The sequence below is a fragment of the Arhodomonas sp. KWT2 genome, assembly GCF_041949875.1.
GTDB lineage: Bacteria > Pseudomonadota > Gammaproteobacteria > Nitrococcales > Nitrococcaceae > Arhodomonas > Arhodomonas aquaeolei.
On sequence record NZ_JBHFPQ010000049.1, the window covers coordinates 104,326 to 127,084 of the forward strand.

The 22,759-nt window shown below is 66.1% G+C and carries 22 protein-coding genes and 3 tRNA genes; 15 read left to right on the plus strand and 10 right to left on the minus strand.

Going from position 1 to position 22,759, the window contains the following annotated elements; translation table 11 throughout:
• Nucleotides 1-108: 108 nt before the first annotated feature.
• The 5 genes from ACEZHJ_RS12830 to purB are packed head-to-tail and all read right to left on the minus strand — an operon-like array spanning nucleotide 109 to nucleotide 4,364.
• Nucleotides 109-843 (minus strand): secretin N-terminal domain-containing protein, encoded by a 735-nt coding sequence (locus ACEZHJ_RS12830; protein WP_375036586.1) that lies wholly within the window; start codon nucleotides 841-843, stop codon nucleotides 109-111.
• Nucleotides 840-1,334, minus strand: coding sequence for a hypothetical protein (locus tag ACEZHJ_RS12835; RefSeq protein WP_018719530.1), 495 nt, complete (start codon nucleotides 1,332-1,334; stop codon nucleotides 840-842). The genes ACEZHJ_RS12830 and ACEZHJ_RS12835 overlap by 4 nt, the downstream gene beginning before the upstream one ends.
• A gap of 43 nt (nucleotides 1,335-1,377) precedes the next feature.
• Complete coding sequence (locus ACEZHJ_RS12840; RefSeq protein WP_018719529.1) at nucleotides 1,378-1,821, minus strand: GNAT family N-acetyltransferase; 444 nt, start codon at nucleotides 1,819-1,821, stop codon at nucleotides 1,378-1,380.
• The gene (locus tag ACEZHJ_RS12845) at nucleotides 1,811-2,995 is read right to left on the minus strand and encodes a cupin domain-containing protein (protein ID WP_018719528.1); all 1,185 of its coding nucleotides are present in this window, start codon (nucleotides 2,993-2,995) and stop codon (nucleotides 1,811-1,813) included. Before ACEZHJ_RS12845 ends, ACEZHJ_RS12840 begins: the two co-directional genes overlap by 11 nt.
• Before the next feature lies 1 nt (nucleotide 2,996).
• Complete coding sequence (gene purB, locus ACEZHJ_RS12850) at nucleotides 2,997-4,364, minus strand: adenylosuccinate lyase (RefSeq protein ID WP_018719527.1); 1,368 nt, start codon at nucleotides 4,362-4,364, stop codon at nucleotides 2,997-2,999.
• A gap of 97 nt (nucleotides 4,365-4,461) precedes the next feature.
• Here purB and ACEZHJ_RS12855 point away from each other — a divergent pair, with 97 nt between their 5' ends.
• Complete coding sequence (locus tag ACEZHJ_RS12855) at nucleotides 4,462-5,856, plus strand: class II fumarate hydratase (RefSeq protein ID WP_375036587.1); 1,395 nt, start codon at nucleotides 4,462-4,464, stop codon at nucleotides 5,854-5,856.
• On the opposite strand, the gene ACEZHJ_RS12860 is transcribed toward ACEZHJ_RS12855, so the two are convergent.
• A complete protein-coding gene (locus ACEZHJ_RS12860; RefSeq protein WP_375036588.1) occupies nucleotides 5,847-6,677 on the minus strand; it encodes a RibD family protein in 831 nt (276 codons plus the stop codon). The two genes, ACEZHJ_RS12855 and ACEZHJ_RS12860, sit on opposite strands and share 10 nt — an antisense overlap.
• A gap of 109 nt (nucleotides 6,678-6,786) precedes the next feature.
• Here ACEZHJ_RS12860 and ACEZHJ_RS12865 point away from each other — a divergent pair, with 109 nt between their 5' ends.
• From ACEZHJ_RS12865 to ACEZHJ_RS12910, 10 genes are all read left to right on the plus strand, one after another.
• Nucleotides 6,787-8,130 (plus strand): MFS transporter, encoded by a 1,344-nt coding sequence (locus ACEZHJ_RS12865; RefSeq protein WP_018719524.1) that lies wholly within the window; start codon nucleotides 6,787-6,789, stop codon nucleotides 8,128-8,130.
• Between the two features lie 91 nt (nucleotides 8,131-8,221).
• The gene (uvrY, locus tag ACEZHJ_RS12870) at nucleotides 8,222-8,860 is read left to right on the plus strand and encodes a UvrY/SirA/GacA family response regulator transcription factor (protein ID WP_163140885.1); all 639 of its coding nucleotides are present in this window, start codon (nucleotides 8,222-8,224) and stop codon (nucleotides 8,858-8,860) included.
• A gap of 16 nt (nucleotides 8,861-8,876) precedes the next feature.
• Nucleotides 8,877-10,706, plus strand: coding sequence for an excinuclease ABC subunit UvrC (gene uvrC, locus ACEZHJ_RS12875; protein ID WP_375036589.1), 1,830 nt, complete (start codon nucleotides 8,877-8,879; stop codon nucleotides 10,704-10,706).
• An 89-nt stretch (nucleotides 10,707-10,795) separates the two neighbouring features.
• Nucleotides 10,796-11,368: a CDP-diacylglycerol--glycerol-3-phosphate 3-phosphatidyltransferase gene (gene pgsA / locus ACEZHJ_RS12880; RefSeq protein ID WP_163140891.1), complete on the plus strand. Its 573-nt coding sequence runs from the start codon at nucleotides 10,796-10,798 to the stop codon at nucleotides 11,366-11,368.
• 51 nt (nucleotides 11,369-11,419) lie between these two features.
• Nucleotides 11,420-11,495, plus strand: a tRNA-Gly gene (locus ACEZHJ_RS12885).
• Between the two features lie 134 nt (nucleotides 11,496-11,629).
• Nucleotides 11,630-11,703, plus strand: a tRNA-Cys gene (locus tag ACEZHJ_RS12890).
• 28 nt (nucleotides 11,704-11,731) lie between these two features.
• Nucleotides 11,732-11,817 (plus strand) — tRNA-Leu (locus ACEZHJ_RS12895).
• Between the two features lie 639 nt (nucleotides 11,818-12,456).
• The gene (locus tag ACEZHJ_RS12900) at nucleotides 12,457-13,095 is read left to right on the plus strand and encodes a DUF2726 domain-containing protein (RefSeq protein WP_163140894.1); all 639 of its coding nucleotides are present in this window, start codon (nucleotides 12,457-12,459) and stop codon (nucleotides 13,093-13,095) included.
• A gap of 523 nt (nucleotides 13,096-13,618) precedes the next feature.
• The gene (locus ACEZHJ_RS12905; RefSeq protein WP_163140897.1) at nucleotides 13,619-14,272 is read left to right on the plus strand and encodes an SDR family oxidoreductase; all 654 of its coding nucleotides are present in this window, start codon (nucleotides 13,619-13,621) and stop codon (nucleotides 14,270-14,272) included.
• Between the two features lie 417 nt (nucleotides 14,273-14,689).
• A complete protein-coding gene (locus tag ACEZHJ_RS12910) occupies nucleotides 14,690-15,703 on the plus strand; it encodes an NAD(P)-dependent alcohol dehydrogenase (RefSeq protein ID WP_163140900.1) in 1,014 nt (337 codons plus the stop codon).
• A gap of 66 nt (nucleotides 15,704-15,769) precedes the next feature.
• Here ACEZHJ_RS12910 and ACEZHJ_RS12915 read toward each other — a convergent pair whose 3' ends face one another.
• Nucleotides 15,770-16,630 carry a DNA ligase gene (locus ACEZHJ_RS12915; protein WP_163140903.1) on the minus strand — a complete coding sequence of 287 codons (861 nt, stop codon included), beginning with the start codon at nucleotides 16,628-16,630 and terminating at the stop codon, nucleotides 15,770-15,772.
• A 385-nt stretch (nucleotides 16,631-17,015) separates the two neighbouring features.
• Here ACEZHJ_RS12915 and ACEZHJ_RS12920 point away from each other — a divergent pair, with 385 nt between their 5' ends.
• The 4 genes from ACEZHJ_RS12920 (at nucleotide 17,016) to ACEZHJ_RS12935 (ending at nucleotide 19,616) form a co-directional block, all read left to right on the plus strand.
• Nucleotides 17,016-18,068 carry a lipase family protein gene (locus tag ACEZHJ_RS12920; protein WP_375036590.1) on the plus strand — a complete coding sequence of 351 codons (1,053 nt, stop codon included), beginning with the start codon at nucleotides 17,016-17,018 and terminating at the stop codon, nucleotides 18,066-18,068.
• A 46-nt stretch (nucleotides 18,069-18,114) separates the two neighbouring features.
• On the plus strand, nucleotides 18,115-18,831 hold the full coding sequence (locus ACEZHJ_RS12925) for a hypothetical protein (protein ID WP_375036591.1): 717 nt from the start codon (nucleotides 18,115-18,117) through the stop codon (nucleotides 18,829-18,831).
• Nucleotides 18,832-18,847: 16 nt separating this feature from the next.
• The gene (locus ACEZHJ_RS12930; RefSeq protein WP_259201491.1) at nucleotides 18,848-19,156 is read left to right on the plus strand and encodes a hypothetical protein; all 309 of its coding nucleotides are present in this window, start codon (nucleotides 18,848-18,850) and stop codon (nucleotides 19,154-19,156) included.
• Between the two features lie 244 nt (nucleotides 19,157-19,400).
• The gene (locus ACEZHJ_RS12935) at nucleotides 19,401-19,616 is read left to right on the plus strand and encodes an integrase core domain-containing protein (protein WP_163142690.1); all 216 of its coding nucleotides are present in this window, start codon (nucleotides 19,401-19,403) and stop codon (nucleotides 19,614-19,616) included.
• Between the two features lie 86 nt (nucleotides 19,617-19,702).
• Here the strand turns inward: ACEZHJ_RS12935 and ACEZHJ_RS12940 are convergent, their stop codons facing one another.
• The 3 genes from ACEZHJ_RS12940 to mtgA all read right to left on the minus strand — a co-directional run bounded on the left by ACEZHJ_RS12940 (nucleotide 19,703) and on the right by mtgA (nucleotide 22,565).
• On the minus strand, nucleotides 19,703-20,005 hold the full coding sequence (locus ACEZHJ_RS12940) for a hypothetical protein (protein WP_163142687.1): 303 nt from the start codon (nucleotides 20,003-20,005) through the stop codon (nucleotides 19,703-19,705).
• Nucleotides 20,006-20,121: 116 nt separating this feature from the next.
• Entirely contained in the window at nucleotides 20,122-21,708 is a 1,587-nt protein-coding gene (locus tag ACEZHJ_RS12945; RefSeq protein WP_163142683.1) for an RNA-directed DNA polymerase, read from the minus strand.
• A gap of 188 nt (nucleotides 21,709-21,896) precedes the next feature.
• Nucleotides 21,897-22,565, minus strand: a complete 669-nt coding sequence (mtgA, locus tag ACEZHJ_RS12950; RefSeq protein ID WP_375036592.1) for a monofunctional biosynthetic peptidoglycan transglycosylase — start codon at nucleotides 22,563-22,565, stop codon at nucleotides 21,897-21,899.
• Nucleotides 22,566-22,759 lie beyond the last annotated feature (194 nt).

The following is a 22,759-nucleotide window of genomic DNA, read 5'->3' on the forward strand; positions in this document are numbered from 1 at the left end:
GGCCCACGGCCGTGCACGCCCTACCCACCCGGGTATGCCCGTCCGCGACGATGCCGGTCGCCGGATGCAGCGGAGCTTGTGTGTTTCGGGGGCGAGGGGGTTACACCGCTAGTCCAGCCGGTCCACCCGCAGCTCGATACGGCGGCCGTCACCGCCGGCCCGCCAGGTCTTCACATTCTCCCGGTCGTCGCCGGTGTCCGTGCCCGTGCGGGCGAGTGTCAGCCACTCGCCGAGGGGGCCGGTCACGGTGGTGATGAGGGTGTCGGTGTCGATATCGGCGCCGTCGCGGCGGTCGCGGCGCACCGTGATCCGCACGTGTACCCGCCCGCCGGTGAGCTGGGGTGTCACCGTGAACCCCCGGGGCAGGTCGCGGTAGTCCGGCACCTCGCCGAAGCCGGTGCCGTCGCTGCCCGCCCAGTACCAGCGCTTCGGCTCTGCTTCCAGCCGGCCCGTATCGATCACCGCCTGCCCGCCCTCGCGCACCCGCACGCGCTGAACCGCCGCGGCGGCGGTGCCGGCGCTGTGGCGTTCGGTGTTGCCGTTTGCCGCGGTGCCGGTGTCCGGGGCGATGCGTACGCTCACCCGCAGCTCGGCCAGGGGATGGTCCAGGGCGCCGACCGTCTCGCGCAGGGCGTCGACGGTGGCGGCGGGACCGCGTATCACCAGCCGGTCGCCGTCGGCGGCGATCCGGGCGTCCTCGCCGGCGATGGTGCGCAGGGTGGGCAACAGCTCGGCGGCATTGCGGTGCTCCAGCGGGATAACGGCGGCGGTGTCCGCGGCGAGGGCCGCGGTGGCGGCGAACAGCAGGGCGAGGACGAGGCCGGTGCGGCGCAGGGCGGTCACAGCGACAGCCCCCGCAGCTCGGTGTCCGGCTCGCTCATGGCGTACGCGGACTCCACTTCCTCGAGGTAGGCCTTGACCCGTGCGGGGGCATCCTCGATGACCACGCCCTCCGGGCGGCTGGCCTGGGGGCGGTAGATGGCGTGGCGATCATCCACCACGAACAGGCTGCGGGGCGAGCGCGCGTGCGTGCGGCTCAGGCGGCGCAGCTCGAAGTAGCTGGTCAGCCGGCGGGCGAGGGGGATGAGGCGGCGGCTGTGGCGCACCGCGGCGTAGGGGTCGCCGACCATGATCCGGATGCGGGCGCCGCGGTGGTCGAGGCAGAAGCGCTCGAGGATGGCGGTGAACGCCTCGCGGTCGTAGAGCCGCGGCTCCAGGTCGGGGGAGATGATCTCGACCTGTGTGGTGGCGTGGCCGCCGAGGCGGTCGGTGGCGGCGGTCAGCGCCTCGAAGTCGGCGAGCTCGCGCTGCTCCCCGGGGGATGCCTCCTGCATGACCGTCTCCTCTGCCGTGGTGTCGTGCCCGTGGACCCGGCGGTCACGCCGTGCCGTCCAGCCGGCGCCGCATCATGCGGTGAGGGATGCCGGCGTCATCGAAGACCCCGCCGTAGGCGACGAAGCCCATGCGTTCATAGAATGGCCCGGCGGTGAGTTGCGCGGCAAGCACGACCTCGGCGGCCCCCCGCGACCGGGCCAGGGATATCGTGTATTCGAGCACGGCGCGGCCGACGCCGTGGCCGCGCCAGGCGGCGGCGACGGCCATGCGGCCGATGTGGTCATCGGGCGTGAGCCGGGCGGTGGCGATGCAGCGCCCGCCGGCGTCCACGGCGACGACGTGGCGGCTCGGGGCGTCGAGGTCGTCCCACTCCAGGGCCTCGGGCACGTCCTGTTCCTCGATGAATACGGTCCGCCGCAGCGGCGCCGCCAGGGCGTGTACGGCGCTCCAGTCGCCGTCGCTGACCGTGAACGGCTCAGTCGTCATCCATCGAGTCCTCGAATTCGTCGTCGAAGAGCAGGTGGCCGGCGCGCCGCCACTCGCCGAGCAGCGCGAGCGCGCCGGTGCGGGCGGTTTCCCCGTCCGGCAGGGACGAGGCCTCCACCGGCTCGCGCGCGGCCAGCCGCGCCCAGAGTGCATCCGCCCCCCCGGGCGGCTGCACCGGCTCGCCCTGGAGGTAGTAGCACGGGCCGTCGGCGGTTTCGGCGCAGAGCAGTCGTGCTGCGGGGTTGAGGCGCAGGGTCGCGCCGGCGTCCAGGCGGGCGGCGAGGGTGGCATCGTCCTCCTCGCCGCCGCCGATCTCCGCGAACGCGCTCTTGGGGCGGGTGAGGTTGCGCGCGAGCCAGTCGTCCAGCACCGCGTCCGGCGCCGATGCGGCCTCGCGCATGAGCCGGCGCAGCTGCGCCAGCGCCTCCGCGGGCAGGCGCCCGCGGGCGGCGTCGAAGCCCTCGGGGTCGCGGTATCGGCCGGGGTCGCGGGGGTCCTCGCCGCGCTCGCGCGCCCACTGAGCCAGCAGCTCGGCGCCGGAGGGCGCGCGGAAGCCCACGGAATAGGTGATGCAGTCGTCCTCGGCGATGCCGTAGTGGGGCACGCCGGGGGGAACGTAGAGCATGTCCCCGGGCCCGAGGACCCACTCGTCGGTGGTCTCGAAGTCGGCGAGCAGGCGCAGGTCCGGGTGGCCGCGCAGCCGCTCCGCCTCCGGGGCTGGCCACTGGAGGCGCCAGCGCCGGTGGCCCTGCCCCTGGACGAGGAAGACGTCGTAGCGGTCCAGGTGGGGGCCGACGGTGCCGCCGGGGGCGGCGTAGCTCACCATCAGGTCGTCAATGCGCCACTGGGGCAGGAAGCGGAACGGCGCGAGCCAGTCGGTGAACGCCGGCAGGTGTTTGTCCACGTCCTGCACCAGCAGCGTCCAGTCGTCGTCCGGGGTGTCGCTGAAGAAGGCCGGCTCGAAGGGCCCGTGGAGGAGCATCCAGTCCTCCTGGGCCGTCTCGCCGATCACCACCCGGGACTCCACGTCCGGCTCGGTGGCGAGCCCGGCGAGCTCCTCGGGGGTGATGCTCGCCGGCTGCTCCGGGAAGGCGCCGCGCACGACCAGCGGCCGCTGCTGCCAGTACTCCGCGAGGAAGGTCGCGGTGTCGATGTCGCCGAACAGTCCCGCCATCTCAGACCGCCCGGGCCTGCTCCGCTGCGAGGCCGACGTAGCGCGCCGGGGTGAGGGCGGCGAGCTCGGCGCGCACGGCCTCCGGCAGCTCCAGACCCTTGACGAACTCGGCCATGCCGGCCTGGTCCACCCGGCGGCCCCGGGTCAGCGCCTTGAGCTTCTCGTAGGGGGAGTCGATGCCGTAGCGGCGCATCACCGTCTGGATCGCCTCGCCGAGGACCTCCCAGTTGCCGTCGAGGTCGGCGGCGAGCCGGGCCTCGTCCGCCTCCAGCTTGCCCAGGCCCTTCTCCAGCGCCTGGCAGGCGATGAGGGTGTGCGCGAGCCCCACGCCGAGGTTGCGCAGGGTGGTGGAGTCGGTGAGGTCGCGCTGCCAGCGTGAGATGGGCAGCTTGCGCGCGAGGTGGTCCAGCAGCGCGCTGGCGACGCCCAGGTTGCCCTCGGCGTTCTCGAAGTCGATGGGATTGACCTTGTGGGGCATGGTCGAGGAGCCGACCTCGCCGGCCACGATCCGCTGGCGGAAGTAGCCCAGTGCGATATAGCCCCAGACGTCGCGGCAGAGATCCAGCGCGATGGTGTTCCAGCGTGCCTGGGCGTCGAAGAGCTCGGCGATGTAGTCGTGGGGCTCGATCTGGGTGGTGTAGGGGTTCCAGGCGAGCCCGAGGGCGCAAACGTAGCGTTCGGCAAACGCGGGCCAGTCCACTTCCGGGTAGGCTACGGTGTGGGCGTTGTAGTTGCCCACCGCGCCGTTGATCTTGCCCATGATGCGCACGCCGGCGAGCTGCTCGCGCTGGCGGCGCAGGCGCACGACGACGTTGGCGATCTCCTTGCCCAGCGTGGTCGGCGAGGCCGGCTGGCCGTGGGTGCGCGAGAGCATGGGCAGCTCGGCGAAGGCGTGGGCGAGCCCGCGCAGGTGTTCGTCGACCGCGTCCATGGCCGGGAGCATCACGGTGTCCCGCGCCTCGGTGAGCATCAGCGCGTAGGCGAGGTTGTTGATGTCCTCGGAGGTGCAGGCGAAGTGGACGAACTCGCGGATGGCCGCGAGCTCGGCGTTATCCGCCATGCGTTCCTTGAGGAAGTATTCCACCGCCTTCACATCGTGATTGGTGGTCGACTCGATCGCCTTGATGTGCTCGGCGTCGGTGACGTCGAAGCCGGAGACGATGGCATCCAGCGCGGCGCTGGCGTCCCCCGAGAGGGCCGGGACCTCGGCGATGCCCGGCTCGGCGGCGAGCGCCTGGAGCCACCGGACCTCGACGACGACGCGCTGGCGGATGAGTCCGTACTCGCTGACCAGCGGCTGCAGGGCCTCGGTCTTGCCGCCGTAGCGGCCGTCGACGGGGGAGATGGCGGTCAGTCGCGTCAGGTCCATGGTGGTCTCGGCTCTCCGGTTGGTAACGGGCGGTCGGGCCACGAATTCTACCCCCAGCGGCGGGGTCTCGCATCCGTGTCAGGGAGGCATGAGTTATATGGGTGATCAGGACTTTCGTGTCGAGCGCGACAGCATGGGCGAGCTCAACGTCCCCGCGGACGCGCTCTACGGGGCGCAGACGCAGCGGGCGGTGCAGAACTTCCCCATCAGCGGGCTGACGCTGCCGCGGACGTTCATCCGCGCCCTGGGGCTGATCAAGGCGGCGGCGGCCCAGACGAACGCGGACCTCGGGCTGCTGGAGCGGGATGTTGCCCATGCGATCGTCGCCGCGGCGGGCGAGGTCGCCGCCGGCGAGCACGACCGCCATTTCCCGGTGGACGTGTTCCAGACCGGCTCGGGCACGAGCACCAACATGAACGCCAACGAGGTGATCGCCCGCCTGGCGACGGAGGCGCTGGGCGACACCGTCCACCCCAACGATCACGTCAACATGGGCCAGAGCAGCAACGACGTGATCCCCACGGCCATCCACGTGAGCGCCGCGCTCGCCGCCCGCGAGACGCTGATCCCGGCGCTGGAGCACCTGGCCGGGACGATGGAGACGCGTGCCGAAGAGCTCGCCGGGGTGACCACCACCGGCCGTACCCATCTCATGGATGCCATGCCGGTGACCCTGGGCCAGGAGATCGGCGGCTGGGCCGCGCAGATCCGCCACGGTATCGAGCGGCTGGATGACGGCCTCAAGCGTCTCCACGCGCTCGCCCAGGGCGGCACCGCCGTGGGCACCGGTATCAACGCCCACCCCGAGTTCGGCGCCGGCGTGGCGCAGTGGCTCGCCGCGGAGACGGGGATCCCGTTCAATGCCGCGGACAACCGCTTCGCCGCCCTCAGCGCCCAGGACGCCGCGGTGGAGCTCTCCGGGCACCTGCGCACGGTCGCGGTGAGCCTGATGAAGATCGCCAACGACCTGCGCTGGATGAACAGCGGCCCGCTTGCCGGGCTCGGCGAGATCGCCCTGCCGGCGCTGCAGCCGGGCAGCAGCATCATGCCCGGCAAGGTCAATCCGGTGATCCCGGAGTCCGTGGCCATGGTCGCCGCGCAGGTGATGGGTAACGACGCGACCGTGGGCATCGCCGGGCAGAGCGGCAACTTCCAGCTCAACGTGATGCTGCCCGTGATCGCCTACAACCTGCTCCAGAGCGAGACGCTGCTGGCCAACGCCTCGCGCTCTCTGGCCGACGATGCCATCGCCGGTTTCACCGTCAACGAGGCGCGGCTGTCCGAGGCGCTGGAGCGCAACCCGATCCTGGTGACCGCGCTCAACTCCGTGATCGGCTACGAGAAGGGGGCCGCCGTCGCCAAGCGCGCCTACCAGGAGGGTCGGCCGGTGCGCGAGGTCGCCCGGGAGATGACGGACCTCTCGGAGGCGGAGCTGGACCGGCTGCTCGATCCGCAGACGCTCACCCGGGGCGGCCTGCCGGATCAGTCGTAGCGGTCGTAGCGGGCGAACTGCTGGCCCCCCGGGCCCGGCCCGTGGGGGTCGTGGTAGAGCCAGCGCAGCGTCCACTCCCGTGCCGGCTCCAGTCGCCCGCCCTCCAGGATGCCGGCGTAGTCGGTGCCGCCGATGAGGCGGTGGACCGTGGTGACGAACAGGGCATCCAGGCGGTCGTCCGCCACCAGGGCGTGCAGCACCCACGGCCCGGTCACCGAGTACGCCCGGCGGTAACCGCGGCCGGCGAGCGCGTCCATCGCCCTGCCGCCGCTCACGTGGGGGCCGCTGTCGAGCCGGATCACTTCGGCACCGGCGGCCGCGAGACGGCTGGCGCGCATCTCGTCCGCGTCGCGGGTGGTGAGCACCATCACCCGGCGCCCCTGTTCGAGCAGCGTCTCCGGCAGGGTGAAATCCAGGCTCGTGCTGAGCACGGCGACGTCGGGCTGCGGCGCAAGCCCGTGTTCCCGGCGCCAGGCCCGGCAGTCGGCGAAGGCCTCACCGCTGTCCACGGGCAGGACGTCCTGGGCGTGGCCGGCGGCCAGCTCGCGGAAGTAGCGCCCGGAGGAGAGCAGCACGTCCGCTCGCGCGGCAAGCTCCTGGAACAGCCGCCAGTCCCGCGGGTTGGCCACGTCCCCGGGGACGCGCTCGCGCCCGTCCGCCCCGCGCACGGAAATGCGCCCGTCCAGGCTGCGTACGAAATTGGCGTAGACGAACAGGCGGTCGTCCGCGTCCTCCGGCGCCAGCGGCGCGTCCAGGTAGGTGCCCGCCAGGGGGCGCGGATCCGCGGGCGCGGGGTGGATGCGGTGGATCTCGCGCTCCACGATGTTCTCCCGTTGCCTGTAGTATGGGCGGAGCATGTTAACTGTAGCGCACACCGGCGTGCTTTCGATCAATAACGCCGGGTGCCGATGACTGGGGGGACGACGGGGCTTGAGCATCCTATCCGAACGCCTGGAGCGCGCTTACTACGTGCTCAGCGGCGACGACAGCGACGAGCGCGCCTGTGCCGCGATCCCGGATTCCGCCTGTACGGCGCTGCCGCGCAACTACCTGCTTAATGTCGGCAACGGCGCGTGCACCAAGCTCGCCGAGCAGATTGCCGGTCCGAACCTGGTGCTGCCGTGGCTGCTGGGGGCGCTGGGTGCACCGGCGTCCATCATCGGGCTGCTCATGCCGGTCAAGCAGTTCGCCGCGCTGCTGCCCCAGCTGTTCGTGGCGGGGCGCATACGCAGTGTGGCGCGGCGGAAATGGGTGTGGACCGCGGCGGGGCTGATCCAGGCGGTCGCGCTGCTGGTGATCGCCGCCGCGGCGCTGGTGCTGCCGCCGCTGGCGGCCGGCGTGGTGGTGCTCGCGGTGTTCGCGCTGTTCAGCGCGGCGAGCGGTACCGGCTCCGTCGCGTTCCAGGACGTGGCCGCCAAGACCGTGCCCAAGGGCCGGCGCGGGCGGATGCTCTCCAACCGCGCGATGATCGGCGGCGTGCTGACCATGGCCGCCGGGCTCGTGATCCAGCGCTGGGTCGGCGCCGACAGCGCGGTGGTGACGTACACCCTGCCGGTGGTGGTGGCCGCCGGCCTGTGGGCCCTGGCGGCGGTGCTGTTCGCGGCGATCCGCGAGCACCCCGGCGCCACCGAGGGTGGCCGGCGGCTCGCCGACGAGATCGGCGCCGGGGTGAGGCTGTTCGCACGGGTGAGCGGCTACCGGCGTTTCCTCGGCGTGCGCGCGCTGCTGCTGTCCGTGGAGCTGGCGATGCCGTTCTACGCGCTCTACGCGCAGTCCCTGTTCGATAATGGCGCCGCGGTGCTCGGGCTGTTCGTGCTCACCGTGGGGCTCGGCAACGTGCTGAGCTCGCCGGTCTGGGGCCGCTTCTCGGACCGCTCCAGCCGTACCGTGCTGATCGCCAGTGGTTGCCTGGCGGCGGCGATTGCCGTGGTCGCGCTCGCCATCGGTGCGCTGCCGCAAGCGTGGCGCTCGCCGTGGCTGTACGCGGTGGTCTTCGTGCTCCTCGGCATCGCGGAGCAGGGCGTTCGCCTCGGGCGCAAGACCTATCTCGTCGACGCCGCGCCGGCGGACGACCGTCCGCTGTATGTAGCCTTCGCCAACACCGGCGTGGGCGTGCTGGCGCTGGCGGGCGGGGTGGTCGGTGCGGTGGTGCAGTTCCATGGCGTGGAGGTAGCGATCATGGTCCTGGGCGTGCTGTCGGTGCTCGGGGCGCTGCTCGGGCTGATGATGCCGGAGGCGGAGCGCATGCTCGCTGGCACGGCTGACGCTGCGTAATGATAGTATTTTTCGTCGGCTGTCCGCCTTCGGGTGCTGGAGAAGAGGGCAGAGATATGGATACAGTCGCTCAACGGGAGTCCGGGTCGGGATGACCAGGGTGCTGCTGGTTGACGACCACCAGCTCGTGCGCGCGGGCATCAACCGCCTGCTCGCCGACGCGGGGGACATCAGCGTCGTCGGCGAGGCAGGTTCGGGCGAGGAGGCGCTGCGCCTGGTCACGAGCGAGCGCCCGGACGTCGTTCTAATGGACGTCCACATGCCCGGCATCGGCGGGCTGGAGGCGACGCGCAAGCTCCTGCGCGCGGACCCGGAGCTGAGGGTGATCGCGCTGACGGTGCACGTCAGCGAACCGTACCCGTCCAGCCTGCTGGAGGCGGGCGCGATGGGGTATGTCACCAAGGGCTGCGACGAGCGCGAGATCGTGCGCGCGATCCGCACGGTCATGCGTGGCGAGCGCTACCTCGGGGCGGACATTGCCCAGCGCATGGCCATCGCCGGCCTGGATGGTGCGGACAAACCGTTCGAGAAGCTCTCGCGGCGCGAGATGCAGGTAATGATGATGATCACCGAGGGCCACCGCCCCCAGGAGATCTCGGACCGTCTCAATCTCAGCCCCAAGACGGTGAGCACCTACCGCCACCGGCTCTACGAGAAGCTGGGCGTGAGCAACGACGTGGCGCTGACGAGGCTGGTGATCCGCTACGGTCTCGTCGACGAGAGCGGCTGACCGCGGCAGTGATCCCATGAGTGAATCCGACCGTCCGGCCTTCGACGCCCGGGCCTTCATCCGCACGCTGCCCCAGTCCCCGGGCGTTTACCGCATGCTCGACGCCTCGGGGACAGTGATCTACGTCGGCAAGGCGCGCAACCTAAAGCGCCGGGTGTCGAGCTACTTCACCCGCCAGGCGCACAACGCCAAGACCCAGTCCATGGTGGCGCAGGTCGCCGACATGCAGATCGCGGTGACCCACACCGAGGCCGAGGCGCTGATCCTCGAGAACAACCTCATCAAGGAGCTGCGCCCGCGCTACAACGTCCTGCTGCGCGACGACAAGAGCTATCCCTACATCCACCTCTCCACCCACCAGCGCTTCCCGCGGCTGAGCTTTCACCGCGGTGGCCGCCAGGGGCAGGGGCGGTATTTCGGGCCGTTCCCCAGCGCCAGCGCGGTGCGCGAAACGCTCAACCACCTGCAGAAGGTCTTCCCCGTGCGCCAGTGCCGGGACAGCTTCTTCGAGAACCGCTCCCGGCCGTGCCTGCAGTACCAGATCGAGCGCTGCACCGCGCCGTGCGTGGGCTACGTCAGCGAGGAGGACTACGCCCGCGACGTGCGCCACGTGGAGATGTTCCTGGACGGGGACAGCAACCGCGTGATCGATGAGCTGGTCGCCCGCATGGAACGCGCCTCCGAGAACCTGGCGTTCGAGGAGGCGGCGCGGCTGCGCGACCGCATCGCCGCGCTGCGCACGATCCAGGAGCGCCAGTACGTCGCCGGCGCCAAGGGCGACGTGGATGTCGTCGCCTGCCGCATCCGCGAGGCCGTCGCCTGCGTGCAGGTGTTCGTCATCCGCAACGGCACCAACCTCGGCAACCGCACGTTCTTCCCCCGGGTGCCGGACGCCACCGATGCCGGCGAGGTGCTCTACGCCTTCATCGCCCGCCACTACCTTGGCGGCGGGGCGCCGCAGGAGCTGATCGTCAGCGACGACATCGAGGATCGAGAGGTGCTGGAGGAGGCCTTGAGCGGCGATGCCGGCCACCGCGTGCGGATCAGTCCGCGGGTGCGCGGCGAGCGCCGGCGCTGGCTGGACCTGGCCCTGAGCAACGCGGATCACGCCCTGTCCGCGCGCATGAGCACCCAGGCCAGCATGGACCGCCGCTTCGAGGACCTTCAGGACGGTCTTGCGCTGGACGCCATCCCAGAGCGCATCGAGTGCTTTGACATCAGCCACACCCAGGGCGAGGCCACCGTGGCCTCCTGCGTCGTCTTCAACCGCGAGGGGCCGGCAAAATCGGATTACCGGCGCTTCAACATCGAGGGCATCGAGGGCGGTGACGACTACGCCGCCATGCGTCAGGCGCTGGAGCGGCGCTACCTGCGCGTCAAACGCGGCGAGGCGCCGGTCCCGGACCTGCTGCTCATCGACGGCGGGCGGGGTCAGCTCGCCCAGGCCGTGGCCGTGCTCGGCGAGATCCAGCTCGACGACGAGATCACCGTTGTCGGCATCTCCAAGGGGCCGCGCCGGCGCCCGGGCGAGGAGGTGCTGCACATCGCCGGGCGGGAAGGGGAGTACCGCCTCGCCCCGGACGCCCCGGGCCTGCACCTGCTCCAGCAGGTGCGCGACGAGGCGCACCGCTTCGCCATCACCGGCCACCGCGGCCGGCGCGGGCGCAAGCGCACGCACTCCGTGCTCGAGGACATCCCCGGCCTCGGACCCAAACGCCGCCAGGCCCTGCTCAAGCAGTTCGGTGGCCTGCGCGGCGTGCGCCGGGCCGGCGTCGAGGACCTGGCCCGGGTGCAGGGCATCAACCGCGCGCTCGCCGAGCGCATCCACGAGACGCTCAACGGCTGAAATACCCCCGGCACGCGGCCGCGGGGCGTGTTAGCGTGAGCGCTCACAGGACGCACCGCACAACGCACAAACCCCGATCAGGGATCCCAATGAGCTGGAACCTGCCAAACATCCTCACGCTGCTGCGCATCGCCATGATCCCCGTGCTCGGGCTCATGTTCCTGCTGCCGTATCCGTGGTCGAACGTGATCGCCGCCTCGATCTTCGCGCTGGCGGCGGCCACGGACTGGCTCGACGGCTACCTCGCGCGCCTGTGGAGCCAGACCTCGGCGTTCGGTGCCTTCCTCGATCCGGTGGCGGACAAGCTCATCGTGGCCGTGGCGCTCATTGCCGTGCTCACCTCCCATCCGACAGCGGCGCTGGCGCTGCCCGTCGCGGTCATCATCGGCCGGGAGATCGCCGTCTCGGCGCTGCGGGAGTGGATGGCGGAGCTCGGGCTGCGCGCGAGCGTGGCCGTGGGGCTGCTCGGCAAGCTCAAGACCACCGCCCAGATGGCGGCGATCCTGCTGCTGCTCTATGCCGGGCCGGTGGCGGGGGTCTCCGCCTTCACCCTCGGTTTCTGGCTGCTCTACATCGCCGCCGTGTTGACCATCTACTCCATGGTTCTCTATCTTAACGCCGCGTGGCACGCGCTCGACGGCAGCGCCGAAACGAACCGGTAACCCGGGGTTGACGGCAACGCAGAGCGCTGTAGAATACGCCTCACAACGCAAGCGGGAATAGCTCAGTTGGTAGAGCACAACCTTGCCAAGGTTGGGGTCGCCGGTTCGAGTCCGGTTTCCCGCTCCAAGATCCCAGAAAAGGCCCCGGCATCGCCCGGGGCTTTTTCGTGGCGGCTTCCGCACGCCGTTCAGGCGTCACGCCGGCATGGCCGCGGGAGGCTCGCCAACGAATACGCATGCTGCTATGATGCGTCGCGCAGAGGCTAGGTGGCAGAGTGGTGATGCAGCGGCCTGCAAAGCCGTGTACACCGGTTCGATTCCGGTCCTAGCCTCCATTTCCTTTCCCGTCTCGATCGCCCAACGGCCCGGGTGGCGGAACTGGTAGACGCAAGGGACTTAAAATCCCTCGGGTTTTACCCGTCCGGGTTCGAGTCCCGGTCCGGGCACCAATCATTCCCCGCGGTTTTCCCGTCTCCTTTGTCCCTGTTACGCGTTCGGGCGGTTTTGTGGCTCGGGCCTTCCCAGGCCGGAATTGTCGGGCCATGTGAGAAAGGCGCCTCAAAGACGCCCGGCCGACGCGCGCATGGCACGTTCCGACCTGAAAGACGCACCACTGCCGGCGATCGTGAGCCGTTGCACCCCCGCTACCAATCCAGTGCGTCGTCGCGGCCCGTCTGTACGGTACATATACCGATCTGATTGCCGTGGGCCATGTCGGGCCGGACGTGGCGTGTATACCGGCACGGCAGCTGAGTCCATCATCCTCGCTGATGTCCCGCTTGGCGCACACATGAATGGAGCTGCCGTGGTTGATGTACGTAATATGTCTACAATACAGACAATCAGGCACTGGCTTGACGGACTAAGACAAAGGTAAATCAGCCCGCGAGGAACAGGCCCGGCAAAGACTCGGACGGGGCAGCGAAAGCCTCCTGACAGCACGCAGAGCCGCCACGAGGTGGTTCTCGACCAGGACGGTCAACGAAGACGGGAACAAGTAGGACGGGGACAACCACCAGGTTGCCTGCTATCGGGGTAGACCAGTCCGGGTCAACTACCCATGACGATATCGGGGGGAAAGGAATCCAATGCTGGACGCAGTTACTACCGTAGCTTTCACGATCCTTGGAATGGCAGCCGTTCTCCTGGTCATGGCGATCGTCGCCATGGTCCTGATCGCAACCCTAAAAACGAAGTTGCCTCGGAACGCGACACGACGAGATCCGGAGGTCGAATCAGATCACCTTTCCAATCCCGATGAACTGCCCATCACCGCAAAGGAACCGACGGTGGGGGAATCAAATCCGCCACCATCAGGTAGTTTCTACGCGAAGCGGGTAATGACGGAACCTGAGCAGATTCTATTCCACCGCTTATGCCAGAGCCAGCCTTACCATGTTTTCCCACAGGTCGCGTTCAGTCAGTTCATTGGTGCAAAAGGAAGAACGAGAAAGGAACGCTTCACTCACTTTGCGCATGCTCGACAAAAAGTGGCCGACTTTGTCCTATGTCGTCATGACTCATCCATAGTAGCTGTCATCGAACTCGATGATAGCTCCCACGATCAAAAAAGAGATCACGCTAAAGACCGGATATTAAACGATGCAGGACTAACCGTTATTAGGTGGCACGTCCGCGATATTCCTGATTCAAACGCTATAAGAACCACGATCCGAAATGCCATATCCAGTCCCGCTCAAGACGCGGCCGTCGATATGTCAATTTAGCGTCAACGGCCTCAAAGGGCATAGTGTCGTACGATGTCGCTTCCAAACGCTAAGCATGCTGAATGCCCGCTGTTTATGGCATAATATGGTGTTGAGGCAACCACTTAAAACCCCTCGGGTTTCACCCGTCCGGGTTCGAGTCCCGGTCCGGGCACCATTAATCCTTCCCTCTCATTTCCCTGTGATGCGTTTGATCCGTTTTGCGTGCCTGTCGTCTTCGTAAGGAAGAAACGACGACACGGGATGCTGTCTGGCAGGCCACTTCACTGCGGGCACGAGTCTGTCCACTTTTCGGCGGTCCCCCGTCTCCGTCCAGCCCGTTCAGTGCCGGCCGCAGGCAGGGGTGAACTGCCGGAACTTCGTTTGCCGTAGCCGGCGCCGTGGTGCGTGGCTGCCGTTGCGTCGTCCCGGGCCGCCCCCGGTGCCGTGTATCGTGCACGGTGCGAGTCGGTACGTTGTTACACTATGTGCCAGCGAATGATTCAGGTTGAATCTGTCACCACGGCCAGAGGCGGAGGGCTCCATGAGCAACGTCTTTATTGTCGGTGTTACCGGCGGCATCGGTTCCAGGCTCGCGCCCAAGCTGATCGAGGCAGGGCACGGGGTATCCGGGCTGCATCGCCGGCCCGAGCAGGACGCGGCGCTCCGGGAGGTGGGTGTCACGCCCTATCCGGGGGACCTGATGGAGGTCACCACGGAGGACCTCGTCGAGGCGACGAAGGGGCACGATGCCATCGTGTTCTCCGCCGGAGCGGCAGGGAGCGGGGCGGACCGGACGACGGCCATAGACTACGGGACACCGGTCAAGCTGATCGAGGCGGCCCGATTCAACGGCATTTCGCGTCTGTACCTGGTCTCGGCCTTCATGGACGCGGGGCGCGACCGGCCTCGCAAGGAGGGCTTCGAGCACTACATGAAGATGAAGCGCCAGGCGGATAACGCTGTCGTCGCCTCGGGCCTGGACTGGGTCATCGTGCGTCCCGGGACGCTGGTCACGGAAGATGGCAGCGGGCTGGTGAACCTGGAGCGGGCCATCCCGTACGGCAACGTGGCGAGGGGCAACGTCGCCGGCGTGCTCGCGGCGTTGATCGATCGTCCTTCCACCAGGAATGAGATCCTCGAGGTCACCGATGGTGAGACCCCGATCGATCAGGCGGTCGAGGCCATTCGGCACTAAGCGGGGTCCGGCGTACCGATCGATTCCATTGCCGGCAGCGCAGTTTTCCCGGCGAGTCGCGGCTGAACGGCGCTTCGCCTCGTGGCACCGGTCATGTGGGGCACCGGATGATCCCGTGGCTGGAGCTGCCCGCGCACGGGGTGGCTGGCGGCCCGACCGGCGACGCTGATGCGCGCCGCTCGCCCCAGGTGGGGACCGGCGGGTGGTCCTCCCGCATGCCTCCCGGATCATCCTGAATCCCCGTTCCACGGTCCGGCGTCGCCGTCGGCGCAGAGCGGGGGAACGGGATATTGACGCTATTGCCAGAATGGAAACACGGTCACCCGCTGTGAGGGGGCGCGTGCGCGAGGACATTGCGGCGCGCCATCAGGGCCTCCGCCGCGGCATACGAGCACAACGATCAACGAGGACACAGTGATGCAGAACAGGACGGTCTATCTCGCCCCGGGCGGCGGCTTCGACAACGTCTCCATCGGCGACGGCGGGGCGGTGCCCGCGCCCGGTCCCGGCGAGATCAGCGTGCGTCTGCGCGCCAGCTCGCTCAACTTCCACGACTATGGCGTGGTCAAGGGCGCGACGGCACCGAATGAGACCCGCATCCCCATGTCGGACGGCGCCGGCGAGGTCACCGCCGTGGGCGAGGGCGTCACCGAGTTCGCCGAGGGCGATCACGTGGTCAGCACCTTCTTTCCGGACTGGCTCGACGGCGAGCCGGAGCAGGAAGGTTTTGGCCGGGTTCCCGGTGACGGCATCGATGGCTACGCCCGTGAGCAGGTCACCCGGCCCGCCACCGCGTTCACCCGCGCTCCCGTGGGCTACACCCATGCGGAGGCCGCCACGCTCACCACCGCCGGGCTCACGGCCTGGCGCACGCTGATGGACGACGGCGCGCTCAAGGCCGGTGAGACGGTGCTCATCCAGGGGACCGGCGGCGTGTCGATCTTCGCGCTGCAGTTCGCGCGCATGGCCGGCGCCCGGGTGATCGCCACGTCCTCCAGCGACGAGAAGCTCGAACGCCTTCGCGCGATGGGCGCCGAACACCTCATCAACTACCGTGACGACCCGGAGTGGGGCAAGACGGTACGCCGGCTGACCGGCGGCCGCGGCGTGGATCACGTTGTCGAGGTGGGTGGCCCCGACACCCTCGCGCAGTCCATGGTCGCCGCCCGGGTCGGCGGGCACATCGCCGTCATCGGCGTGCTCACCGGCGTGAAGGGCGCCTTCCAGGTCCGCCAGGCGCTGTCGCGCCAGCTGCGGTTGCAGGCGGTGCTCGTGGGCAGCCGCCGCCAGCAGATGGAGATGGTGCGCGCCGTCGAGGCCAACGACGTGCGCCCGGTAATCGACCGGCACTTCCCGCTGGAGGAGATCGTCGACGCCTTCCGCCACCAGGAGAGCGGTGCCCACTTCGGCAAGATCTGCCTGGACATCTGACCGGCAAAAGGCCGACGGATCGCTTGAGGGGCCGTGCCCCGGGGCAGTGCGCCGGGGCGGCCCCTGTCACTCCGACTGTTCGCCCGGCATCCGCGGGCGCACGCGCAGGAATCGTGCGAATCGCGGCACGCCGTCGGCGGTCAGGCCGTTGTAACGGTAGGTGATGCGGCTGCCCACCGGCGGCGGGTCCGCCCGTTCGGCGTCGCTGAACCCCGTGCCGATGCGGAACCGCAGCCCGTCCGGCCGCTCGACCACCAGGGCGCCGAGCATCCCCTCGTACTTGCCCTCACCCTCGGTATAGGCCACGACCCGCGCCTCCGCGTCGCGGTAGGGTTTGTACTTGAGCAGGGCATCGCTGCGGCCCGTCTCGTGGATGGCGTCGCGACGGTGCAGCATCAGCCCCTCGCCGCCTTTGTCGACGATGTCGGCAAGGCGCTCGTCGAGCGCCGCCGCGTCGTCGACGCGGAACTGGCGGACGGGCCGCAGCCAGGGGATGTCCGGGTCGTCCAGCATGCGGCGCATGGCAAAGACCCGGGCCTCGAACGGCCCGCCGTGCGCCGGCAGGTCGAAGACCATGAAGCGGACCTCCCGCCACTCCGCGTCCACGGGCTCGTCGGTGCGCACCACACCGCTCACCGCCGCGAAGCGCCCCCGCCCCATCCACAGCTCGCCGTCCATCGGGCGCTCCGGCCATCCGGCCGTGAACCAGTCCGGCGGATTCACGGGGTAGCCACCGCGGGTCAGCAGCCGCTCGCCATCCCAGTAACCGCGCACCCCGTCGAGCTTCTCGCTCACCCAGTATTGGGAGACGTCGGCATTCCCCTCGTACACATTCGCGAGCAGGAGCGGGGGCGGTGCGGCCTCCGCCAGCGCGACGGCCGGGGCCAGGAGACAGAAGAACAGCAGGGTAAGCGCTCGGGCAGACATGATTCCCTCCGTGGATCGCCGAGTGGTGAGCGTGCTTCCGGTGCACGACAGGGGAGACTCTAATGGATTGGTCACCGGTGCGACAGGAGCGAGTGCCGGGGGGCGGTTCTTTCACAGCCTGAGGTTGTATTACGCAATCGTGCCTGGAAGGCGGACAAAGACGGCGAGGATTGATTTTTCTCCTGGTTGCGCACGTTTTGTAATTCAAGAATCGGATAGATGGACGCCCCGGTGTCCGGGCCGCATATGCCGTATGCCTGACTTCCGCCCTGTCCGGCAAATTCCCGGCTAATTCCGTTTGACAAACAGAGCGTCGGCGCGCGCTAATGTGAATCACAATAAAATCAAAAGCCGCACCATGGTATTCAAATACAAGGAGGGGGTGATGGCTGAGTTCTTTGTTTCTACTCAACTTCTGGAACGGCCACCAATCACACGGGCCGCATACTCGGATCGTACGGCGTGGATCATGGCGGAGATCGCGCGACTGGTCTACGAGCCGCTACCGTCCGAGGTGTCCGTGGACAACCTGGCGGAAGAGATTCGTGAAGCGGTTGTTTCCGGTCAGGCGGCAGACGCCGTGGAAGCGCTGGTGAGACGGGCGGTGGAATCGGAGTCAGGGGTGCCGACACATACGGTGGAGGCCCTGCGTGCGGCGAACTTCGAGCTGCTCGAGACATTTGCCCACGATGGCACCGAGGCGCTGCTGGCGCGCCTGAGCAAAACGGAGGACAGCGAAGAGGGCATGCTGATCCTGGCGTTTCGGGGAACCCAGCCGGGAATCACGGATGTGCTCACGGACGTGAAGGCGGATCTGGTGACAGCGCCTAAACAGGGACGTATCCACCGGGGATTCCTGGAGGCGTTCGAGCGCGTACGCGACGCCATCGAGCACGCCCTCGAAAAACATGCGGGTCCGCCCCTCTACATCACGGGCCACTCCCTGGGTGGGGCATTGGCGATAGTCGCAACTCGGTATCTGGAGCGCAATGGCACGGGCGCGTGCTACACCTTCGGGGGCCCCCGTGTTGGGGACGATGCGTTTTTCGAGGGGATAAAGACCCCTGTCTACCGTGTCGTTAACGCCGCCGATGGTGTGGCCAGGGTTCCATTCGGGTATGGGCTGAAGATCGTCCTCGGTGGGCTGAGACTCATTCCGCTCAATGGGACGTTGGCGATCTCCGAGTTCCTTCGCAAGCGCTTCGCCGGGTATACGCACTTCGGCAATCTGGTCTTCCTCTCCGGCGCACCCAACACACCCGATGCCCGGGGCTTCCCGTTTGCGAAGCTTCAGGTTCGAAAGAGTCCCAACTTCTTCTGGAAGTCGCAGCAGGTGCTTTGGCGACTTGCCCGGACGTGTGCGAAGGCATCGGGCACCGATCACAGCATTCGCGAGTATGCGGGCAAGCTCGAAGCGCATGCGTTACGGCGCAATTAGAACGGGCATACGCATCCGAATAACACACGCCATAAGGGAGATAGACGTGAAGGGAAGCAGCGCAACGCGAGTGTCGATATGCCGTGCCTGGGGAGTCGGCCTGTTACTGAGCGCCCTTGTGCTCATGGCCGGTTGTGCGCAGGTGCCCCAGGAGAGCGTCGAGCTCTCCAATACCGTGGGTCGTGACCTGGAAGAGCTACACCGCGCCCACCGAGCGATGGTCAACCTGCACTTCGACGAGCAGGTGCAGCGCGTCAACGAGTTCATCGATCAGACCTACCGGCCTGCGTTTATCGAGCAATTCGCCAAGGAGTTCGGGCTCGCCGACAACGTCGAAGTGATTGTGGCGAGTGATCCGGACAAACTCCTGCCGGTCATGACCCGGTTCGTCCAGGTGGCGACGCAGCGCATAGAGAAGAAGCGCCGGGAACTGCTGGAGCCGATACAGGCGCAGCGCCAGGAGGTGCTGACAGCGCTCGAGGACTCCTATCGAAAGGTCCAGTCGGCGCAGGCGGTGGTGACCGGACACCTCGCCTCTGTCCGCAAGGTTCGCGAGATGCAGACCGAAGCGCTGGCCGAGGCCGGCCTTGAAGATCTGCCGCAGCGTGTCTCCAGTGCGACCGCTCGCGTTTCCGGTGGCGTGGATGATCTCGTGGAGCGGGGGAGAGACATCGAGGGTAAGACAGAGGACATCGTCGCCAGGATACAGGAGCTGGATTCGGCGATGGATTCCGCAAAGAAAAAGATTACCGGCACGGACTAACACGAGGGGGGAAGCAATGAGCGACGCGATTGACCTTGACGCCATGTTCGCGGAGATGGACCGGGCCGCCGATCGTGCCGAACGTACACTCGATGGCCGGTTCGGTGGCATCTACCGTGAACTCCGGGCACTCACGCCGGAGCAGATAGACGGCATCACGCCGGATACCACCGATCAGCGCGAGTACGAGCGCCTGATGGCGCTGGTCCAGGAGGCCAGCGAGCGCAATATGGAGCAGGGCGAGCTCATAAACCGGATCAGGGAGCTTGGGACAGTGGCGAAACAGATCGCGCAGCAGGTGTCTGGTCTGCGTGGGCTGGTGTGAACCTGAAGCCGCCCATACTGGTTAGATGGGCATTTTAAGACGAGCGCGTCCGCCTCACCGGGCGAAGGTGGGGCGGGTGGCCCACGTCGCTGCGGCGGAGCGCAGCGCTGACCCGTGCGGCACTCTCCAACGCTCTGCAGCGCCACCGCCGCGCCGTGGGGCGCTGTTCCACTCCGACCGGGGCATCGAATACGCGGCCAACAGCGTCAAGGCACTGTTGGCGCGCCATCACCTGACATAGAGCATGAGCCGCCGCCCGTACTGCTACGACAACGCCCATGTCGAGTCGTTTTTCGGCACACTGAAGACCGAGTCCGACGTCACCGAGCGCCGCCTGCAACAATCCGTGTCCACGCTGATCAGCCACGTCGACGACTACCCTCGGTTCTACGACAGGCGTCGGCTACAATCGGCGTTGGGGTTTCAACCGCCGGCCGCATTCCGGAAACTAGCTGCATGAACGTGTCCAATTCAGCCGGGCAAGGTCAGCATCGCCGCGAAAAGGACCGTCCTGATTGAGGCTATTGTTAGAGCTTTTTATAACTTTCATAATGACCTGACGATTGCTGCAACCCCAAGAGTAAGAGAGCCATAAAATAACATTTTAGTCACATATAACCATGGAAATGTATAATATTTTCTTTCATTAAATGTTTTTAACTGCTCTTCCCTTACCTCTGGAGGTCTCGCCAATATATAGCCTTTGTGTTCTTTATAAATTCTTCTCATATCCACGCCTTGAACTACAGCAGTGAACGCCAGGCACAACAATATGCCTTGGGACGATACTGTAAATAGCTGTGGACCAAAGATGCCTGCCACAATGTGCATGAGTAGATTAAAAATCATGTTTTATTCCCTTTACCCTAACGAACCGCTAACCCGCGCCGCCGTTAAGCCCCACCGCGAAGCGCCGCAATGCTTTCCGGCGTCGGGTTTAGCGCATTGTTAGCGCACATTATTTTCTAAACTGACTGATATGATGCCTGAACGAACTTTGACGGCAGCGCAGGCGAGGGAACTCTCCCGCCCTGGACTGGCGAAGCGCGAGTCTCTTCATAGAAGTGCACACCATTCGCCTTTAAGTACCCGAAATTTGGATCCGCACGTACGTGGTCCGCGCCTCCAATGCTTGGAAGCCAGCCTTTCACGTTAGCCTCGTACGCAAGCAGCCATTGCTCGTCGTATAGCCCCTCCGCACACATCTGAGTCTCCCAAAGGCCAGTTCTGAGGGGCTTCGACACTAACCCTTTCGATTGGCAATCGAGAGCTAGGAGAGCCACGCAAGAATCTTCGCAACTGGACACCAGGTCCGCTGCCTGATCCTGCACCCGTAGCTTTAGGGCCAAACAGCCCCATAGTGAGTTGGCAACCTCGCTTGAATGCCTTAGAGGCGCATGAGTCTCTATCAGATTGTTAAGTATGTCCTGTATCTCTTGCATCAAAGGGACATACCCGGCATTCACTCGACTAATTATCTGCTCTAGCGCATAGGGCAATGTCGCTGGTTCTGGAGTAACGCAAAGCAATATCAATCGTTGAAACAGCTCCCAATTACCTTTGTCGACCCTCACTGACCGAAGGCGAGCAATAGCAAACTGGAGTACCGGTTCGCCCGGACTATTCCGGTGGAGCTCGAATGCCAATGAGAAAAACGCCTCTAGGTCAGCTGCTTGACTTCGTTTCGACGTCCTAAACTGAAATGTCTTCAGTTCACGAGCCCAAGCGCTCTCTAATGGCGTCGGCAATTCGGAGACCTTGGTCTTCTTGGGGTTGAGCGCAAGCTCATATTCAGATAAGCATATTTCAAGCAAGTGGAACGCTTCTTCGGCTTCCGTTCTTGATTTGAAGCTCAGCTCATAATCGTCGATAAACCTGTGCCCCTTTATATTAGGCAGCTTATCAGTCAGTGCGGTATCGCACCGATGCATAATTAGTTCAGCTAGTACTAAAGATACGTCGGGGCCGATTGGAATTCCGACCGTTTGTCCGTCTTGCCCTTGCCGGACCAAAAAATCCAACTTGTTCCCGAGAAGTGCGAATGTGTGGTTGGCTTTGGCGACTGGCTTTGTATGCAAAGCCCATGGGATCGAGTGGGTGTAAATACTGTGATAAAAGCGACTGATATCGGTCGACAAAATAAATCGCCTGCCGATCCTCGTGGTGATGGCTAAGTTGGCTCGATCACCCTGCGTGAACTTACCGTCGATCGCACGACCAGTGGATTTTTTATCTGGGGCTGTAGCTGCTAATGCCGAACCGCTAGCTACACTTACGATGCTGGCCCAATTGCTATCGACTTCACGGGACAAGAGGTAGTAAAGGACAGGATGACATATACTCAGTTTGCGCCTAAGCAGACCGCCCCGGGCATGCATGTAAAGGCAACTCTTCGCTTTAGGGATTTTGGCCTTCTTCGTAACAGACTTCGAGAAGTCCCCCGAAACAGGAACAGTGCTGGACGTTAGGAGGTCAGCAAAGTTGTCCGTAATAAATGGTGCAGGCAGCTCTTTAGGGAAATACCCCCTAGCCAATATCTCCCTTAGTGACATTGTGTCCTCACTTACTCTGTGGAGCGCTAACAGTGATTAGACGGATCAAGTCCGCGTTATAACGCGGACGTCGTCCGCCTAACATGAAAGCCTTGTCCCGTATGTCGTTGTCGAGAAAGCGTCCCTGCGGCGTCGGGTGGGTGTTTGACGGACTAGCGGTTTGGCGGTCTACAGGACGATTGCGGTGATTATAGCCGCTTCAAATACCCCGTGCCCCCAAGTTGCTGCATCTGGCGCATTATCCAGCGCTGGCGTTCACGAACGTAGCCGGAGGGCCGACGAGCGTTGTATTCGTAGGGGTTGGGGAGTACCGCGGCGAGGAGCGCGGATTCGGCGGGGGTGAGCCGGACGGGGGATTTGTTGAACATGCGCTGGCTGGCGGCTGTGGCGCCGAAGGTGTTGGGGCCGAACTGCGCGATGTTTACGTAGACTTCGAGGATGCGCTGTTTGGGCCAGCACAGCTCGATGAGGGTGGTGAAGTAGGCCTCCAGGCCCTTGCGGATGTAGTTGCGCCCGGGCCAGAGAAAAAGATTCTTCGCGACCTGCTGGGAGATGGTGCTGGCGCCCCGGAGATCGTCGCCGCGGCTGTATTCCCGCAGGGCTTTGGAGATGGCCTGGAAGTCGAATCCCCAGTGGTCGGGGAAGCGCTGGTCTTCGGAGGCGACGACGGCCAGGGGGAGGTTGGGGCTGATGTCGTCCCAGTCGGTCCATTCGTAGGCGGCGGCGGTCCAGTCCGGGTGGGCATCCCGGAGGACGTTGTGGCGGATGATGAACGCGCTGGTGGGTGGGTCTACCCAGCTCAGGGTGACGACGGGCAGCAGGCTCAGGGCGACGAAGCCGGTGACGACTGCCGCCACGATCCGGATGGCTTTTGCCTTTAGCGATCGGCGCCGCGATTTCGTCACTGACCACGGCCTTCGGTTGCCGTCATTGTGATCCCCCGTTTCATCCCCTTCTCATTGTGCAGGCGCATTGGCCGGCCACCCCGGTATAGGGCTTTCGTCGGCCGGTTCACGTGGTGTCCACCGTTACGTCGCTCGGGTGAGCCAGT